The organism is Variovorax sp. E3 (genome assembly GCF_016082275.1).
Lineage (GTDB): Bacteria > Pseudomonadota > Gammaproteobacteria > Burkholderiales > Burkholderiaceae_C > Variovorax.
The window spans coordinates 29,610-45,455 of sequence record NZ_MOWM01000052.1; the positions used below are offsets into that span (position 1 = coordinate 29,610).

Sequence of the window (15,846 nt, forward strand, 5' to 3'; positions counted from 1 at the left end):
GATTATAGGTGTGCCCTTCGCGACACCTGCGCTCAAGGGCTTGTTGCCGATTGTTCGATGGCCTATGAGCAACAATACGGGCCATGCAAGATCTCGCCGGCAAACACATCGTCCTGGGCCTCACCGGAGGCATCGCGTGCTACAAGTCGGCCGAGCTGTGCCGCCTGTTCGTCAAGGCGGGCGCCACCGTCCAGGTCGTGATGACCGAGGCGGCCGAGCAGTTCATCACGCCGGTCACGATGCAGGCGCTTTCGGGGCGTACCGTCTACACCTCGCAGTGGGACACGCGCGAGCCCAACAACATGCCGCACATCAACCTGAGCCGCGAGGCCGATGCGATCGTGCTGGCGCCGTGCAGCGCCGACTTCATCGCGCGGCTGGTGCAGGGCCGCTCCGACGACCTGCTGAGCCTGATGTGCCTGGCCCGCCCGATGGACCGCATTCCGCTCCTGATCGCGCCGGCCATGAACCGCGAGATGTGGGCCCACCCGGCCACGCAGCGCAACCTGATGCAGGTGTCGGCCGACGGCGCCACCGTGCTGGGCGTGGGCAGCGGCTGGCAGGCCTGCGGCGAGACCGGCGACGGGCGCATGCTCGAGCCGGCGCAACTGCTCGAAGACATCACCGCCTTCTTCAGCCCCAAGCTGCTGGCGGGGCAGAAGGTGCTGGTCACGGCCGGGCCGACCTTCGAGGCGCTCGACCCGATCCGCGGCATCACCAACCATTCGTCCGGCAAGATGGGCTTTGCCATTGCCCGCGCGGCCCGCGAGGCGGGCGCCGAGGTCACGCTGGTGGCCGGCCCGGTGCACCTGCCGACCCCGCGCGGCGTGACGCGCGTCGACGTGCTGTCGGCGCAGGACATGCTCGAAGCCACCACCCGTGCAGCGGAGTTTGCTAGCATTTTCGTAGCAACTGCCGCCGTGGCCGACTGGCGCCCGGCCACCCAGAGCGACCAGAAGATCAAGAAGGACGGCAGCGGCAAGACGCCGGTGCTGGAGTTCGTGGAGAACGCCGACATCCTGCTCACGGTCGCCAAGAGCGAGCGGGCCCAGGCCAAGAAGCTCTTCTGCGTGGGTTTTGCCGCCGAGAGCGAGAACCTCGCCGCGCACGCCAAGGCCAAGCGCGAGCGCAAGGGCATTCCGCTCCTGGTCGGCAACATCGGCCCGCTGACTTTCGGGCAGGACGACAACGCGCTGCTGCTGGTCGACGCCAACGGCGTGCGCGAACTGCCGCGCGCGCCCAAGCTCACGCTGGCGCGCGAACTGATGACCGAAATTGCCGCGCGGCTTCCCGACTGGAGGGTCTGATGAACCTGAATCCCCAATGGAACACGCCGCCCGACGGCGACTTCGCCCGCTATGTCGAGCGGCTGTCGGCGCAGGCCGCGCTGCCCAGGCGCGCGGCCAAGGAGGGCGAGCCGGGGCTGGATGTCGGCATCACGACCTCGCCCGGCCAACAGGGCCCCGTGACGACGGCCATGCAGCAGCAACAACAGCAGCAGCCGAACCAGTTCCCCGACGGCGAAATGCCCAAGGCCCAGCCCGGCGGGTTCGACCCGGTGGTGCTCAAGGTGATGGGCGTCGTCGGCGCGCTGGTGTTCCTCGTCCTGTGGGCGTCGGGCGTGCCTTTCGGCGTGCTGCTGCTCCTCCTGGGCGTGGCCGTGTGGTTCGGCAAGAGATTGAAGGGCGTGAAGTTCACCCCCGGCGTCGCCAAATGGCAGCAGGTGCTGGAAGAAGCAGCCCGCAAGCAACGAGAACAGCAACACAAGCAAGGCAGCAAGTAAGTGAAAGTCGACGTCCGTATCCTCGATCCACGCATGGTGGATCAATTGCCCGCGTATGCCACCCCCGGAAGCGCCGGCCTCGACCTGCGGGCCTGCCTCGATGCCCCCATCACGCTGGAGCCCAACGGCTGGCAGCTGGTGGGCACCGGCATCGCGATCCACCTGGCCGATCCGGCCTATGCGGCCATGATCCTTCCGCGCTCGGGGCTGGGCCACAAGCACGGCATCGTGCTGGGCAACCTCGTGGGCCTGATCGACAGCGACTACCAGGGCGAGCTGAAGATCAGCGCCTGGAACCGCAGCGACACGCCCTTCGTGCTGAACCCGATGGAGCGGCTCGCGCAACTGGTGATCGTGCCGGTGGTGCAGGCGCAGTTTCGTGTGGTCACAGAATTTGCACCCACGCAACGCGGCGAGGGCGGCTACGGCTCCACCGGCAAGCACTGAGCCGATCCTGAAGGGAAACTGAGTGTCCGAGCGGTAAAGAACGGAACCCGCCGGACCCGGTTTGCCTCGAAGGTTTCAACGTGTGTTTTGCGTCATCGCGGCGATGGCTGCGGCGTTAGACACGCGCAGGTGCATTCCTTCCTGCACCGTTCTATCCGAGGAGCCTCTCAACATGAAGATTTCAATGCGCTTCGTTTCCGTCACCGCTTCCGTGCTGGCCGTGGCCACGCTCTCGGCGTGCGTGGCGCCGGCGCCGGTCTACCAGACCTCGCGCTACCCCTACCAGGCCCCGCCCCAGGCAATCCAGTACCGCGAAGCCTCCTACGTGGAATACGGCCATGTGGCCAACATCGAGGTGCTGCGCAGCGAAACGGCCGGCACCGGCACGACCGGCGGCGGCGCTGTCGCGGGCGGCGTCATCGGCGGCGTGGTGGGCAACCAGTTCGGCCGCGGCAACGGCCGTGCCGCGGCCACCGCGCTGGGCATCGTCGGCGGCGCCTTGCTGGGCAACACCATCGAAGCCCAGCAGAACGGCCCCCGTGCCTACGAGACCTACCGCGTGTCGGTGCAGACCGATCGCGGCGGCTACCGCGCGTTCGACGTGCAAAGCCCCGGCGACCTGCGCATTGGTGATCGCGTGCGCATCGACAACGGCCAGATCTCGCGCATGTGAGCATCCGACCACCCTTCGGGGCATGAAAAAGCCGGGCACTGCCCGGCTTTTTCATGGGCGTCGGGCCTTGCCCGCCGCCGTCAGTGCAGCGTTTCGCTGCCCGGCGCCATGGGCGCGATCTTGAAGAAACCCGTGCCCGCCGTGCCGCGGCCGACTTCTTCTTCCGTGGCCTCGCGCACCGAGCGCACCGTGATGTCGAGCCGGATCGCAATGCCGGCCAGCGGATGGTTGCCGTCCAGCACCAGGTGGTCGGGGTAGATTTCGGCCACGGTGTAGATCGCGTCCTTGGGGATGTCGGGGTTCACGCCCTTGGGCAGCGCGGAGCCGTCGAAGGTCATGCCTTCTTCCGTGCCTTCGGGAAACAGCGAGCGCGGCTCCAGGAAGAGCAACTGGTCGTTGAAGTCGCCGAAGCCCTGTTCGGGCTCGACCTGCAGTTGCACCCGGGCGCCGGGCTCATGGCCCTGCAGGGCCGCTTCGATCACGTCGAAGAGATCGTCGCCGCCCACCATGAATTCCACCGGCTCCTCGAGCACGTCCAGCACGTCGCCGAGCGTGTCTTTCATCGTCCAGGTCAAGCCGACCACGCATTGTTCAGAGATTTCCATTGCAGAATTCTCCCATGGAGATTAATCAACCGCTGCCGTTGCTCGGCGGCCTGAGCGCCGCGCAGTTCATGCGGCGGTACTGGCAGAAAAAGCCCTTGCTGGTTCGCCAGGCCATTCCCGCCATGGTGCCACCGATCGAGCGCGGCGCGCTGTTCGCGCTGGCCGAACAGGAAGAAGTCGAGTCTCGCCTGATCCGGCATGGCAAGGCCGGCTGGACGCTCAAGCACGGCCCGCTGCCGCGCCGCGCCCTGCCGCCGCTCAAGCAGCCGGGCTGGACGATGCTGGTGCAGGGCGTCGACCTGCACCACGAGGGCGTGCACGAACTGTTGCGGCAGTTTCGTTTCCTGCCCGACGCCCGCCTGGACGACCTGATGATCAGCTACGCGAGCGACACCGGCGGCGTGGGCGCGCATTTCGACAGCTACGACGTGTTCCTGCTGCAGGCGCAGGGGCGCCGGCGCTGGTCCATCGGCAAGCAGAGCGACCTGCGGCTGCAGCCGGGCGTGCCGCTCAAGATCCTCGAGAACTTCGAGCCCGAGCAGACCTTCGTGCTCGAGCCCGGCGACATGCTGTACCTGCCGCCGCGCTACGCGCACGACGGCGTGGCCGTGGGTGACGACTGCATGACCTGCTCGATCGGCCTGCGCTCGTCCGCATTGGGCGAGCTGGGCGCCGATCTGCTGGCGCGCATGGCGCAGGCCTATTCGGAAGACCTGGAGACGCGGGCCCGGCCGAGCTGGCGCGCTATCGCGACCCCGCGCAGCCGGCCGTCGACGCGCCCGCGCAGATGCCCGCCGCGTTGCAGGGCTTCGCGCGCAAGGCCATCGAGGCCGCGCTGCGCGATGCAGACGCCGTCGACCGCGCGCTCGGCGAATCGCTCACCGAGCCCAAGGCCAACGTGTGGTTCGGCGAGGGCGGCCAAGTGCCCGTGCCCGATGCCATGCAGCGCGTGGCGCTCGACCGGCGCACGCGCATGCTCTACGACACGCGGCACATCTACATCAACGGCGAGAGCTTCCGCGCGGGCGGGGCCGATGCCACGCTGATGCGCCGGCTGGCCGACCAGCGCGCGCTGGGCCCGCGCGAGCTGGCCCGTGCCAGCGAAGGCGCGCTGGCGCTGCTCGGCGAGTGGTGCGAGTCAGGCTGGCTCCATGCCGAGTGACGACGCCGTACAGCCACTGAGCGAAGGGCGCTTCGACGGCCGCGAGGCCTCGATGCAATCTTGCGCACGGCACTGTCGGCCGCCGCGCGCGAGGGCTGGAAAGAGATCGTCTTCAGCGACCCCGACTTCGCCGACTGGCCGCTCGGCGAGCGCGCGAGCATCGAGGCGCTGCAGGCCTGGTCGGGCAGCGGCCGCCGCTTCGTGATGCTGGCGCAGCGCTTCGACGTGCTCGAACGCGGTCATGCGCGCTTCGTGCCGTGGCGCCGCATGTGGGACCACATCGTCGAATGCCGCGCCACCGGCAAGGCCGCGGGCGCTGAAGTGCCCAGTGCCATCTGGACGCCCACGTGGTTCGTGCATCGCATCGATCCCGAGCGCGGCCGTGGCGTGAGCGGCACCGATGCGCAGGCGCGCCGCGCCTTGCGCGAGACGATTGACGAATGCTGGCGCATCGCGCGGCCCGCCTTCGCGGCATCGACGCTCGGCTTGTAAGCCAATGCCGCGAATCCGGCCGCGAGACATATTCGCGCGGAGATGCAGGTCTAGAATTTTTTCGTTCCAGACCTTCATTGCCAAAGGAGATTCCATGAAGAAGTCATCGTCCGTCCTGATCGCCTCGCTGATTGCCGCTGCCGCGCTCGTCGCCTGCGGAAAGAAGGAGGATGCAGCGCCGGCTGTCGTGACGCCGCCTCCTGCGCCCGTGACCGAACCCGCGCCCGCTCCAGCGCCCGCGCCGTCTTCCGACGCGACACCCGTGCCCGCCGCCGCCGATCCGGCCGCATCGACAACGCCGGCACCTGGTGCTTCGTCCGCGCTCGACGCCGCGAACGCAGCCACCGAGGCCGCAAAGAAGAATGAAGCGCCCAAGCAATAAGCAAGGCCCTGGCATTCGCCATGAAAGAAGCCGCCATGAGGCGGCTTTTTTTATTAGCGCAGCGTGAGGAAGAGGGCGGCGCGGCTCAGACGTCGAGCCAGGGCGAGCCCTCGGCCGCGCTGGCGGTGAGCATCTCGGCCTCGTTGCCGCCCAGTGCCTCGGCCATCAGGCGGCGCACGATCTCGGGCCGGTTGTTCTGCTCGCTGAGATGGGCCGCGACCACATGGCGCAGCCCGTCGTGCAGCACCGCGCGCGCGATGTCGGCGGCTGCGGTGTTCGACAGGTGGCCGTAGTTGCCGCCCACGCGGTGCTTGAGAAAGGCCGGGTAGGCCGAGTTCGCGAGCAGGTCGCTGTCGTGGTTGAACTCCAGCAGCAACGCGTGCACGCCGCTCAGGCGCGCCAGCACGTGGGCCGTGGCATGGCCGAGATCGGTCAGCACACCGAGCGTGCGATTGCCGTCGGTGCAGCGCAGCTGCAGCGGCTCGCGCGCGTCGTGGGGAACGGTGAAGGGCTGCACGCAGATGTCGCCGACCGCGAACTCGGCGTCGTCGCGCGCGAGGTTCAGGCGGCCTTCGAAATCGCGCCCGCCAGTGGCGAGCCACGTGCCTTCGCTCATCCAGACGGGAATGCGGCTGCGCCGCGACAGCGAGTGGGCACAACCGATGTGGTCGCCATGCTCGTGCGTGACGAAGACGGCATCGATGTCGCTGGCGGCAAGGCCCGCCTGGGCCAGCCGCAGGTCGAGCTGCTTGAGGCCGAAGCCGCAGTCGACCAGCATGCGAGAGGTGCGGCCGCCGCTGGTCGCTTCGACCAGCGCGGCATTGCCCGTGCTGCCGCTGCCGAGACTTCGGAAGCGGAGCATGCGGGTTACTTCAGGTCGTCGGCGATGACCTTGACGATGCGCTCGGCGTTGGCCGAGGTTTCGGGCGCGCCGGCTTCGTTCAACACGGCAACCGTGGTGCTTTCGCCCTGGCTCTTGACCGCGATGCGGAACTTGATCGGCGCTTCCGCCTTGCTCGAGCCGCTGAACAGCTTGCCGAAGAAGCCGGGCTCCTTCTTGTCGGGGTTCGGCGTCACGTAGCGCACGTAGTACAGGCCGGCGCTGCGGTCGCGGTCTTCGACGGTGAAGCCGGTGCGGTCCAGGGCCAGGCCGACACGGCGCCATGCGCGGTCGAAGCCTTCACTGATCTGCACGACCGGCTGGTTGCCGACCTTGGCGACGGTGGCGGTGCGCGCCGGTGCGTGGTGGCGGCCAGGATCTTCGACTGCTCTTGCGAGACGCCGAGCTTGACCATCAGGCGGCGCAGGAATTCGGTCTCGAGTTCAGGATCGCTCGGGCGCGGCTGCCACACGGTCTGGTCCTGGCGCGAGTTGTTGTAGACCTCTTGCATGCCGCGGTGGCTGATGAAGATCTCGGTGCCGGTGGGCGTGCGTTCCAGGCGGGTGCGGAAGCGGTCGAGTTCGCCGGTCGAGTAGACCGAGTCGACCAGCTTGCCCAGCGTGCCGCGGATGATGTCCTGCGGCAGCTTGGCGCGGTTCTCGGCCCAGTCGGTTTCCATGATGCCCAGGTTGCGCTGGTCGGTGGTCAGCAGGAAGCCGCTTTCCTGCCAGAAGTCGCGCACGGGTTCCCACAGTTGGTCGGGCGTGCGGTTGACGACGATCCAGCGCTGCGTGCCCGAGCGCTCCATCTTGACGTCGCCGATGTTGCTCACGGCGGTGGGAATGCCCGGGGCGTTGGCAATGCCGGCCTGGTAGGCGTTGGCCGTCACGGCACCGCCGGGGACTGCGTAGCGGTTGTCGCGCGAGAGTTGCGAGAGATCGGGTGGGACTTCGAGCGTCGGGGCCTTGCCCGCGCTCTTGTAGTCGATCTTGTCGCCCTCGAGGACGGAGCAGGCGGCAAGGCTGGCAACCAGGGTGGCCAGCAGTGCAAATCGCGAAAGTTGCGAAAGGTTCTTCAACGTCGTCTTCCTTGTTGGAATGGTTCGGTCAATCTATGGGCCGCAGTGCCCGCCATCTCAGAGCACGGTTCGGGCAAAAGGTTGCTTAACCTTGTTGCGGCCAGGGAAAAGGCAGATCGGAAATGGGTTGGGGGTGGGGCTCAGTTCTTGAGCAGGCCGGTGGCGCGCAGGGCGCCCTCGACCGCCGGACGGCTCGCTTCGCCGAGTTCGGTGAGCGGCAGCCGCAGCGCGCCGCCGCACAGGCCGAGCCTGGCCATGGCCCACTTGAGCGGGATCGGATTGGGCTCGACGAACAGGTTGCGGTGCAGCGGCATCAGTTCGAACTGGATCTGCATGGCGCGCTTGACGTCGCCCGCCAGCGCGGCGACGCACAGCTCGTGCATCTTGCGCGGCGCGATGTTGGCCGTGACGCTGATGTTGCCCTGGCCGCCGCAGAGCATGAGCGCGACCGCGGTCGGGTCGTCGCCGGAGTAGACGGCAAAGTTCTTCGGCAGGTCGCGAATGAGCCACTGGGCCCGCTCGATGTTGCCGGTGGCTTCCTTGATGCCGATGATGCCGGGCACCTGCGCCAGGCGCAGCACGGTGTCGTGCGCCATATCGGCCACGGTGCGGCCGGGCACGTTGTAGAGCACCACGGGCAGGTCGCCCACGGCTTCGGCGATGGCCTTGAAATGCTGGTACTGGCCTTCTTGCGTCGGCTTGTTGTAGTACGGCACGACCTGGAGCTGCGAGTCGGCGCCCACGCCCTTGGCGAACTTGGCGAGCTCGATGGCTTCCTTGGTCGAATTGGCGCCGCAGCCGGCCATGACGGGCACGCGGCCCTTGGCCTGCTCGACCGAGACACGGATGATTTCGCAGTGCTCTTCGACATCGACCGTCGGCGACTCGCCGGTGGTGCCGACCACGCCGAGGCAGTCGGTGCCTTCGTCGATGTGCCAGTCAATGAGCCGCCGCAGGGCGGGGTAGTCGACACTGCCGTCGTCGTGCATCGGCGTGACGAGCGCGACGATGCTGCCTGTCAGTTGCTCCAAGGGGGAATCTCTTTGTCGGTGGACGAAAGCGCCGATTCTACTTACTCCAGGGCCCGCGAAAACACGGGGGCCGCCCCCCTCAGTTTCCCTTAAGGAGGCGGCGGGGCGGCTGGCCCGGGGCGCTTGCGGCTTCCCGGATGGCGGCGATACGCTGTACGAAGCGGGCCGGTTCGGGCTCGAAGCCGTCTTCGTAAGCCACCACTCGCAGGCCGGCGCAGGCGGCGAGCAGCTCGCCCGGTTGCAGCAGGAAGTCGGGGCGCGAGGGCTTGCCCACGGTTTCGTTGCCCGCGGCGAAGGTCTCGTAGAGCAGCAGGCCGCCCGGCGCCACGGCGGCCACGATGTCGGCCAGGCGCGGGCGCCAGAGGTAGTGGGTGACGACCACGCCGCCGAAGCCCCGGCCCGCGAAGGGCCATGGGCCCGATTCGATGTCGGCCTCGACCACCTGGCCGAAGGCGCCCGCCGCCGCGACGGCCTCGGGCGAGCGGTCGACACCGGTCGCGGCATGGCCGCGTGCCGCGAACCAGCGCATGTGCCGCCCCGACCCGCAGGCCACGTCCAGCACCGTGGCGCCCGGTGCGAGCAGGTGCGACCAGCGCACGATCCATGCGGAAGGCGCGCCCGTGCCGTGCGCGGTTGCTGCAGCGTCTGTCATTGCCGATCGGAGGAAAAGAGAGGAGGGGTCAGAAGCACGACCAGATCTGGTCGACCAGCGTCACCAGGAAGTCCGGATGCACGTACATCGCGAACACGCCGCCCAGCACTGCCAGCGCGGCGGCCAGCCAGCCGGCGTGAACGATGTGGTGGCGCATCTGCGGAGTCATGGCCCTCTTTATACGCAATCAGCCGGCGGCGCCCAGCGGCCGGGGCACCCGGGCAATGGCGCTTTCCTTCACCGGCAGGTTGATCAGCGCCGCGAACACGCCCAGCGCGATGGCGATGTACCAGACGATGTCGTAGCTGCCCGTGGTGTCGTACAGGTAGCCGCCCAGCCACACGCCCAGGAACGAGCCGACCTGGTGGCTCAGGAACACGAAGCCGCTGAGCATCGACAGGTGCGCCACCCCGAAGATGCCCGCCACGATGGCGTTGGTCGCCGGCACGGTCGACAGCCACAGGAAGCCCATGGCCGCCGAGAACACGTACACGCTCATGGGCGAGATCGGCGCCAGCAGGAACAGCGCGATCGACACCGCCCGCGCGAAATAGATCGCCGCCAGGATCTTGCGCTTGGCCAGCGTCTGCCCCAGCAGCCCGACGGTGTAGGTGCCGAACACGTTGAACAGCCCGATCAGCGCCAGCGCATAGCCCGCCACGTCGGCCGGCAGGCTCTTGTCGCGCAGGTAGGTCGGCATGTGGATGCCGATGAACGCCAGCTGGAAGCCGCACACGAAGTACCCCGCCATCAGCAGCCCGAAGCTCGGGTAGCGGAAGGCCTCGCCCACGGCCTGCAGCACCGACTGGTCGCGGTGCCCGGCCAGCGCCTCGGTCCGGGGTTCGCGCAGGCCGAAGGCCAGCGGAATGATGACCAGCACCAGCACCGCCAGCACGGCCAGCGCCGTCTGCCAGCCCAGGTGGCCGATCAGCCGGCCCTCGATGGGTGCCATCAGGAACTGCCCGAACGAGCCGGCAGCGGCTGCCACGCCCATGGCCCACGAGCGCCGCTCGGCCGGAATCTGCCGCCCGATCACGCCGTAGATCACCGCGTAGGTCGAGCCCGCCTGCGCCGCGCCGATCAGCACGCCCGCGCTCAGCGTAAAGAGCAGCGGCGTCGGTGAATGCGCCATGCCGAACAGCCCCAGTGCGTAGAGCACCGAGCCGCCGATCAGCACCTTGAACGCGCCGAAGCGGTCGGCCAGCATGCCCGCAAACACGCCGAAGATGCCCCACGACAGGTTCTGGATCGCCAGCGCGAACGAGAAGGTCTGGCGGTTCCAGTCCTGCGCCTGCGTGATGGGCTGCAGCCAGAGGCCGAAGCCGTGGCGGATGCCCATCGAGAGCGTGACGATCATCGCCCCGCAGAACAGGACTTGCTTGATCGAGAGGGGGCGGGCGGCGGCTTGCATGGCGTCGAATGTAGCGACTTGGCTGCTTTGGCAGGCGCCCCGGCGGCCAAAGCCATTGATGATTTATCGGCGCGGTTTCAATGCGGTGGGCGCATCAAAGCCGCGCGGCGTCAGGGTGCTGTCGCGCCGGCGACAGCGCGCGCGCCGGGGAAGCCGTGCGCGCAGGCCCGCCATGTGAGCCACAACGCCGGCGCCAGCAGCACCAGCAGCGACCACGGCAGCACGCCCGCGCCGCCGCCCTGCAGCAGCACGCCGCCGATCAGCCCGCCCCCGCGATGGCGATGTTCCACACCGTGACCACCATCGACTGCGCCACGTCCGCCGACTCGCCGGCCGCCTGCGCCGAAGCCGTCTGGAACAGCGTGCCCGCGCCGCCGTAGGCCAGCCCCCAGACGGCCACGCCCAGGTACACGGCCGCCGCCGACCCCGCCGCCGTGCCCAGCAGCAGCGCCGTGAGCCCGAACACGGCCGTGCTCGCCAGCACCAGCTCGCGCAGCCAGCGGTCGATCAGCACGCCCGTCACCCAGATGCCCGCCAGCGACGCGGTGCCGAACACCAGCAGCACCAGGTCGACGCGCGCGCCCAGCCCGGCATGCACCAGGAACGGCGCGATGTAGGTGTACAGGATGTTGTGCGCGAGCACGAAGGCCAGCATCACGCCCAGCACCGGCCGCACGCCCGGCAGCAGGAACACGCGCTTCACGCTTTGCCGGCGGCCGGCTTCCTGCCCGGGAAAGTCGGGCACCTGCCAGCGCACCCAGCCCAGCAGCAGCACCGACAGCGCCGACATCACGAGGAACGCCGGGCGCCAGCCCACGCCCGTGCCCAGCAGCGTGCCCGCCGGAATGCCCAGCGACAGCGCCAGCGGCGCGCCCAGCATGGCCACCGCGATGGCGCGGCCTTGCATCGACGGCGGCACCATGCGCCCCGCGTGCCCGGCCACCAGCGCCCAGAGCAGGCCGGCGAACACGCCGGCGAAGAAGCGGGCGGCCAGCGTCAGCGGGTAGCTGTGCGACAGCGCGGTCACGGTGTTGACGATCGCGAAGCCGCCGATCGCCAGCATCAGCAGCGGACGCCGCCGCCAGCCGCGCGTGAACGCCACCAGCGGAATGGCCGCGACCAGCGAGCCGAGCGCGTACACCGTCACCAGCTGGCCGACCAGTGCGGGCGTGATGTCCAGGCTCGCGCCGATCTGCGGTAGCAGGCCGGCCGGCATGGCCTCGGTGAGGATGGTGATGAAGCTCGCGGCGGCCAGCGCGAGCAGGCCCGACAGCGGGAGCCGGGCCTGGAAGGGGTGGGGGTTTCGTTGGGGAATGACATGCGGCCAACGATAGGAAGAAGCCGACTCCGGAAAAAGGGGGATACAGTTCCACTCAATGCGGACATGAAAGTCCGCAATGGAAGCCTTCATTCATGGACACCCTCAGCGGCTTCACCGTCTTCGTCCAGGTGGCCGAGACCCGCAGCTTCGTCACCGCCGGCCGCGCGCTCGGCGTGTCCGCGTCCGCAGTCGGCAAGCGCGTGGCCCGGCTCGAGGAGCGGCTGGGCGTGCGGCTGTTCCACCGCAGCACGCGCAGCATCACGCTCACCGCCGAGGGCGCGCTGTTCCTGGCGCGCAGCCGCCGCGTGCTGGCCGAGATCGAGGCCGCCGAGCAGGAGCTGTCGCAGTCGGCCGGCTCGCCGCGCGGCAAGCTGCGCGTGAGCCTGCCGCTGGTCAGCTCGCTCGTGTTGCCGCTGTTGGCCGACTTCATGCGCGAGTACCCCGAGGTCGAGCTCGACCTCGACTTCAGCGACCGGCTGGTCGACGTCATCGAGGAAGGCTTCGACGCGTGGTGCGCACCGGCGAGCTGGCCGATTCGCGGCTCTCGGTGCGACGGCTCGGCCAGTTCTCGCAGCTGCTGGTGGCCTCGCCCGACTACCTGGCGCGCCGTGGCACGCCGCTCGTGCCGGCCGACCTCGCGGCCCACGCCTGCCTTCACTACCGCTACCCGGCCACCGGCAAGGTGGAGGTCTGGCCGCTGGAGCCCGCGCCCGACGGCGCCGAGGCCCGGCCCCCCGTCTCGATGATCTGCAACAACATGGAAACCCGCCTGTGCTTCGCGCTGCGCGGCCGCGGCATCGCCTTGTTGCCGGACTTTTGCGTGCGCGAGGCGCTGGCCTCGGGCCAACTGCAAAGCGTGCTGGTCGATCATGTGCGGCCGCACAGCATCGGCCTGGGCGTGCTGTGGCCTTCGGGGCGGCATCCGTCGCCCAAGCTGCGGGCCTTCATCGACTTTCTCGGCGCCCGCATGTTCGTGCCGTAAGACGTTTCCTGTATGGGTATCCAGTTATTTCCCGGCCACTGACTACAATCCGCCCCCATGGCGACTCCCCCCAAGACTCCCCCCAATTCATCGTCCGAATCTTCCGGCTACTCGGAAGGCTCCATCCGCGTGCTCAAGGGCCTCGAGCCCGTCAAGCAGCGCCCGGGCATGTACACCCGCACCGACAACCCGCTGCACATCATTCAGGAAGTGCTCGACAACGCCGCCGACGAGGCGCTCGCGGGCTACGGCAAGAAGATCAAGGTCACGCTGCACATCGACGGCTCCGTCAGCATCGAAGACGACGGCCGCGGCATTCCCTTCGGCCTGCACCCCGAAGAAAAGGCTCCCGTGGTCGAGCTTGTGTTCACGCGGCTGCACGCCGGCGGCAAGTTCGACAAGCTCGGGCGGCGCCTACAGCTTCTCGGGCGGCCTGCACGGCGTGGGCGTGTCGGTGACCAACGCGCTGTCCAAGCGGCTCGAAGTCACCTCGCACCGCGAAGGCTCCGTCGCCAAGCTGGCCTTCAGCGCCGGCGACGTGATCGAGGCGCTCGAAATCCGCAAGCTCGAAGCCGGCGAACGCAAGCAGGGCACCACCGTGCGCGCCTGGCCCGACGCCAAGTACTTCGAGACCGCCGCGCTGCCCATGGGCGAGCTCACGCACCTGCTGCGCAGCAAGGCCGTGCTGATGCCCGGCGTGAGCGTCACGCTCACCAACGAGAAGACCAAGGAAAGCCAGCAGTGGCTCTACAAGGGCGGCTTGAGCGACTACCTCATGCAGACGCTCAACGGCGACCCGGTCATTCCGCTGTTCGAAGGCAGCGGCCATGCCGACAAGAACGCCGACAACTTCGCCGAAGGCGAGGGCGCCGACTGGTGCGTGGCCTTCACCGAAGACGGCCAACCGGTGCGCGAGAGCTACGTCAACCTGATTCCCACCAGCGCCGGCGGCACCCACGAAAGCGGCCTGCGCGACGGCCTGTTCACCGCCGTGAAGGGCTTCATCGAGCTGCATTCGCTGCTGCCCAAGGGCGTGAAGCTGCTGCCCGAGGACGTGTTCGCGCGCGCCTCGTACGTGCTCAGCGCCAAGGTGCTCGACCCCCAGTTCCAGGGCCAGATCAAGGAGCGCCTGAACTCGCGCGACGCCGTGCGCCTGGTGTCCAGCTTCGTGCGCCCTGCGCTGGAGCTGTGGCTCAACCAGCACGTCGACTACGGCAAGAAGCTGGCCGAACTGGCCATCAAGGCCGCGCAGACGCGCCAGCGCGCCGGCCAGAAGGTCGAGAAGCGCAAGGGCTCCGGCGTGGCCGTGCTGCCCGGCAAGCTGACCGACTGCGAGAGCAAGGACATCAGCCACAACGAAGTCTTCCTGGTCGAGGGCGACTCCGCCGGCGGCAGCGCCAAGATGGGCCGCGACAAGGAAAGCCAGGCCATCCTGCCGCTGCGCGGCAAGGTGCTCAACACCTGGGAAGTCGAGCGCGACCGGCTCTTTGCCAACACCGAAATCCACGACATCTCGGTGGCGGTGGGCGTCGACCCCCACGGCCCCAACGACTCGCCCGACATGAGCGGCCTGCGCTACGGCAAGATCTGCATCCTGAGCGATGCCGACGTGGACGGCTCGCACATCCAGGTGCTGCTGCTCACGCTGTTCTTCCGCCACTTTCCCAAGCTCATCGAAACCGGCCACGTCTATGTCGCGAAGCCGCCATTGTTCCGGGTCGATGCGCCCGCGCGCGGCAAGAAGCCGGCCTCCAAGGTCTATGCGCTGGACGAGGGCGAACTGACCGCCACGCTCGACAAATTGCGTAAAGACGGCGTGCGCGAAGGCGCCTGGAGCATCAGCCGCTTCAAGGGCCTGGGCGAAATGAGCGCGGAACAATTGTGGGAAACCACGCTCAATCCAGACACCCGCCGCCTGATGCAGGTCCAATTGGGGCGGTTCGACTTCACGTCCACCCAGGGCGAGATCACCAAGCTCATGGGCAAGGGCGAAGCGGCCGCGCGGCGCGAACTCATGGAGTTGCGCGCCGACGATGTCGACATCGATGTTTGATTTCTCCACCACGCATGTCAGCTTTCAAGCGTTCGTTGCTATTGGCTTTCCTGTTGCTCACGCAGCAGGGACTTGCGCACGCCGCTGACATCTACGGCTACATCGACAGCAAGGGCGTGGCGCACTTCGCCTCCGAGAAGATCGACGAGCGCTACCAGATCTTCTTTCGTGGCGGCCAGAGCTTCGACACCGCCCAAGGCATCTCTCCGCTGGGGCGCGGCGTGCGCGGCATCGACGGCAAGGTGCCGGCCGCCTCGCAGTCGCTGCTGGCCATGTTCGAGGCCTCGCCCGGCTACAAGACCGCCAAGGCCGCGCTGCGCGACGCGTCGAGCAAGCACGCCATCGACTACGAGCTGCTGCAGGCGCTGGTCGCCACCGAGTCGGGCTTCGATGCGCAGGCCGTCTCGCCCAAGGGCGCGATGGGCCTGATGCAGCTCATGCCCGCCACCGCGCAGCGCTACGGCGTGTCGGCCGACAAGCGCACGACCATCGAGAAAAAGCTGTTCGACCCGCGCATCAACATTGCCGCCGGCTCGCGCTACCTGCGCGACCTGATCGCCATGTTCCCGGGCCAGATCGAGCTGGCGCTCGCGGCCTACAACGCGGGCGAGGGCGCCGTGCAGCGCGCGGGCAACAAGATCCCGAACTACAAGGAAACGCAGAACTACGTGCAGACCGTGCTGCAGCTGTATGCGTACCTGAAGCCCGGCGTGACCACGGGGCGCATCGGCGGCAAGTCGCCGGGGCGCGTGCGCATGGAAATGGGCGGCGCCGTCGGCCGCGGCAACATGCCGCCCGAGCAGCCCACGCCCCTGCCGTCATTGCCGTCATTGCCGGTGCCCTCCGACGTGCCCACCTCTCCCTACATGCCCGAAGTGCCGGTCTCGTCCACGA

The 15,846-nt window shown here is 68.3% G+C and carries 12 protein-coding genes and 6 pseudogenes; 10 read left to right on the forward strand and 8 right to left on the reverse strand.

The genetic code is table 11. The features are described 5' to 3' along the window. Positions 1 to 83 precede the first annotated feature (83 nt). From coaBC to BMG07_RS19155, 4 genes are all read left to right on the forward strand, one after another. Positions 84 to 1,307, forward strand: coding sequence for a bifunctional phosphopantothenoylcysteine decarboxylase/phosphopantothenate--cysteine ligase CoaBC (gene coaBC / locus BMG07_RS19140; protein WP_198085890.1), 1,224 nt, complete (start codon positions 84 to 86; stop codon positions 1,305 to 1,307). Continuing rightward, on the forward strand, positions 1,307 to 1,783 hold the full coding sequence (locus tag BMG07_RS19145; protein ID WP_269759167.1) for a hypothetical protein: 477 nt from the start codon (positions 1,307 to 1,309) through the stop codon (positions 1,781 to 1,783). The genes coaBC and BMG07_RS19145 overlap by 1 nt, the downstream gene beginning before the upstream one ends. Beyond that, positions 1,784 to 2,230 carry a dUTP diphosphatase gene (gene dut / locus BMG07_RS19150; RefSeq protein ID WP_081267218.1) on the forward strand — a complete coding sequence of 149 codons (447 nt, stop codon included), beginning with the start codon at positions 1,784 to 1,786 and terminating at the stop codon, positions 2,228 to 2,230. A gap of 172 nt (positions 2,231 to 2,402) precedes the next feature. Further along, a complete protein-coding gene (locus tag BMG07_RS19155; protein ID WP_198085891.1) occupies positions 2,403 to 2,903 on the forward strand; it encodes a glycine zipper 2TM domain-containing protein in 501 nt (166 codons plus the stop codon). Positions 2,904 to 2,983: 80 nt separating this feature from the next. Here BMG07_RS19155 and BMG07_RS19160 read toward each other — a convergent pair whose 3' ends face one another. Beyond that, the gene (locus BMG07_RS19160; protein ID WP_198085892.1) at positions 2,984 to 3,508 is read right to left on the reverse strand and encodes a peptidylprolyl isomerase; all 525 of its coding nucleotides are present in this window, start codon (positions 3,506 to 3,508) and stop codon (positions 2,984 to 2,986) included. Positions 3,509 to 3,522: 14 nt separating this feature from the next. On the opposite strand from BMG07_RS19160, the pseudogene BMG07_RS19165 reads away from it, so the two are divergent. The 3 genes and pseudogenes from BMG07_RS19165 to BMG07_RS19175 all read left to right on the forward strand — a co-directional run bounded on the left by BMG07_RS19165 (position 3,523) and on the right by BMG07_RS19175 (position 5,544). Continuing rightward, positions 3,523 to 4,670, forward strand: a pseudogene (locus BMG07_RS19165) (JmjC domain-containing protein). Beyond that, positions 4,660 to 5,162, forward strand: a pseudogene (locus tag BMG07_RS19170) (hypothetical protein). The pseudogenes BMG07_RS19165 and BMG07_RS19170 overlap by 11 nt, the downstream one beginning before the upstream one ends. Positions 5,163 to 5,256: 94 nt before the next feature. Next, positions 5,257 to 5,544, forward strand: a complete 288-nt coding sequence (locus BMG07_RS19175; RefSeq protein WP_198085893.1) for a hypothetical protein — start codon at positions 5,257 to 5,259, stop codon at positions 5,542 to 5,544. A gap of 85 nt (positions 5,545 to 5,629) precedes the next feature. On the opposite strand, the gene BMG07_RS19180 is transcribed toward BMG07_RS19175, so the two are convergent. From BMG07_RS19180 to BMG07_RS19210, 7 genes and pseudogenes are all read right to left on the reverse strand, one after another. Next, positions 5,630 to 6,406 carry an MBL fold metallo-hydrolase gene (locus BMG07_RS19180; RefSeq protein ID WP_198085894.1) on the reverse strand — a complete coding sequence of 259 codons (777 nt, stop codon included), beginning with the start codon at positions 6,404 to 6,406 and terminating at the stop codon, positions 5,630 to 5,632. A 5-nt stretch (positions 6,407 to 6,411) separates the two neighbouring features. Next, positions 6,412 to 7,502, reverse strand: a pseudogene (bamC, locus tag BMG07_RS19185) (outer membrane protein assembly factor BamC). Positions 7,503 to 7,642: 140 nt separating this feature from the next. Further along, positions 7,643 to 8,569: a 4-hydroxy-tetrahydrodipicolinate synthase gene (gene dapA / locus BMG07_RS19190; protein ID WP_374221300.1), complete on the reverse strand. Its 927-nt coding sequence runs from the start codon at positions 8,567 to 8,569 to the stop codon at positions 7,643 to 7,645. Between the two features lie 43 nt (positions 8,570 to 8,612). Beyond that, positions 8,613 to 9,185, reverse strand: coding sequence for a bifunctional 2-polyprenyl-6-hydroxyphenol methylase/3-demethylubiquinol 3-O-methyltransferase UbiG (locus BMG07_RS19195; protein WP_198085895.1), 573 nt, complete (start codon positions 9,183 to 9,185; stop codon positions 8,613 to 8,615). A 28-nt stretch (positions 9,186 to 9,213) separates the two neighbouring features. Continuing rightward, entirely contained in the window at positions 9,214 to 9,354 is a 141-nt protein-coding gene (locus tag BMG07_RS19200) for a hypothetical protein (protein ID WP_198085896.1), read from the reverse strand. 18 nt (positions 9,355 to 9,372) lie between these two features. Beyond that, positions 9,373 to 10,596 (reverse strand): MFS transporter, encoded by a 1,224-nt coding sequence (locus BMG07_RS19205; RefSeq protein WP_198085897.1) that lies wholly within the window; start codon positions 10,594 to 10,596, stop codon positions 9,373 to 9,375. A gap of 110 nt (positions 10,597 to 10,706) precedes the next feature. Further along, positions 10,707 to 11,959 (reverse strand): annotated as a pseudogene (locus tag BMG07_RS19210) (MFS transporter). A 50-nt stretch (positions 11,960 to 12,009) separates the two neighbouring features. On the opposite strand from BMG07_RS19210, the pseudogene BMG07_RS19215 reads away from it, so the two are divergent. From BMG07_RS19215 to BMG07_RS19225, 3 genes and pseudogenes are all read left to right on the forward strand, one after another. Then, positions 12,010 to 12,899: pseudogene (locus BMG07_RS19215) on the forward strand (LysR family transcriptional regulator). 57 nt (positions 12,900 to 12,956) lie between these two features. Continuing rightward, positions 12,957 to 14,952 (forward strand): annotated as a pseudogene (locus tag BMG07_RS19220) (DNA topoisomerase IV subunit B). A 14-nt stretch (positions 14,953 to 14,966) separates the two neighbouring features. Continuing rightward, positions 14,967 to 15,846: lytic transglycosylase domain-containing protein (locus BMG07_RS19225; RefSeq protein ID WP_198085898.1), on the forward strand; the 880-nt coding region annotated here is incomplete at its 3' end.

Bases quoted from the DNA above. Each gene is read 5' to 3' on its own strand.
- BMG07_RS19145 (WP_269759167.1), top strand. From the start codon at position 1,307: ATGAACCTGAATCCCCAATGGAACACGCCGCCCGACGGCGACTTCGCC.
- BMG07_RS19195 (WP_198085895.1), bottom strand. From the start codon at position 9,185: ATGACAGACGCTGCAGCAACCGCGCACGGCACGGGCGCGCCTTCCGCA.
- BMG07_RS19155 (WP_198085891.1), top strand. From the start codon at position 2,403: ATGAAGATTTCAATGCGCTTCGTTTCCGTCACCGCTTCCGTGCTGGCC.
- BMG07_RS19205 (WP_198085897.1), bottom strand. From the start codon at position 10,596: ATGCAAGCCGCCGCCCGCCCCCTCTCGATCAAGCAAGTCCTGTTCTGC.
- coaBC (WP_198085890.1), top strand. From the start codon at position 84: ATGCAAGATCTCGCCGGCAAACACATCGTCCTGGGCCTCACCGGAGGC.
- BMG07_RS19200 (WP_198085896.1), bottom strand. From the start codon at position 9,354: ATGACTCCGCAGATGCGCCACCACATCGTTCACGCCGGCTGGCTGGCC.
- BMG07_RS19180 (WP_198085894.1), bottom strand. From the start codon at position 6,406: ATGCTCCGCTTCCGAAGTCTCGGCAGCGGCAGCACGGGCAATGCCGCG.
- BMG07_RS19160 (WP_198085892.1), bottom strand. From the start codon at position 3,508: ATGGAAATCTCTGAACAATGCGTGGTCGGCTTGACCTGGACGATGAAA.
- BMG07_RS19175 (WP_198085893.1), top strand. From the start codon at position 5,257: ATGAAGAAGTCATCGTCCGTCCTGATCGCCTCGCTGATTGCCGCTGCC.